Annotated in this window: 2 tRNA genes and 1 rRNA gene; all 3 read right to left on the bottom strand. The window is 47.5% G+C overall.

From position 1 onward, the window contains the following. Positions 1-178: 178 nt before the first annotated feature. Positions 179-254 (bottom strand) — tRNA-Ala (locus tag EAE91_RS23690). A gap of 132 nt (positions 255-386) precedes the next feature. After that, positions 387-463 (bottom strand) — tRNA-Ile (locus tag EAE91_RS23695). 69 nt (positions 464-532) lie between these two features. Beyond that, positions 533-612: ribosomal RNA gene (locus EAE91_RS23700) — 16S ribosomal RNA — on the bottom strand; the annotation flags it as partial.

Below are 612 nucleotides of genomic sequence, written 5' to 3' on the forward strand. Positions count from 1 at the left end.
GCTTATTCGCTTAACCTCACAACCCGAAAAGGTCTCGGATTGTTCAGCCTGAGAGATACCTCAATAATACCTCGGTGATATTATTGAGCATTTCAATTTTTCAGCTTGTTCCAGATTGTTAAAGAGCAAAATAATTCGCAGTATACTGTCGCCAATATACTCTGAATTACGTTTAGTATGGTGGAGCTAAGCGGGATCGAACCGCTGACCTCCTGCGTGCAAGGCAGGCGCTCTCCCAGCTGAGCTATAGCCCCATACAGAAATAGACCGTCATCGCAGAGTTTTATTCAAACCTTTTCATCACAGCCAGTTTCAACGCGAATCACGCAGTGTGCGCGAGCACATGAGTAATGCAGCGTTCGAAAATGGCAAAGAGGAAAAGCGTTTGGTAGGCCTGAGTGGACTTGAACCACCGACCTCACCCTTATCAGGGGTGCGCTCTAACCACCTGAGCTACAAGCCTATTACGATAACGTCAGTCTCTTCTTTCATCAGACAATCTGTGTGAGCACTGCACTCAACCTATCTCAGGTAAGGAGGTGATCCAACCGCAGGTTCCCCTACGGTTACCTTGTTACGACTTCACCCCAGTCATGAGCCACAAAGTGGTCA

This window comes from Photorhabdus noenieputensis (assembly GCF_018448935.1).
GTDB classification, from domain to species: Bacteria; Pseudomonadota; Gammaproteobacteria; order Enterobacterales; family Enterobacteriaceae; genus Photorhabdus; species Photorhabdus noenieputensis.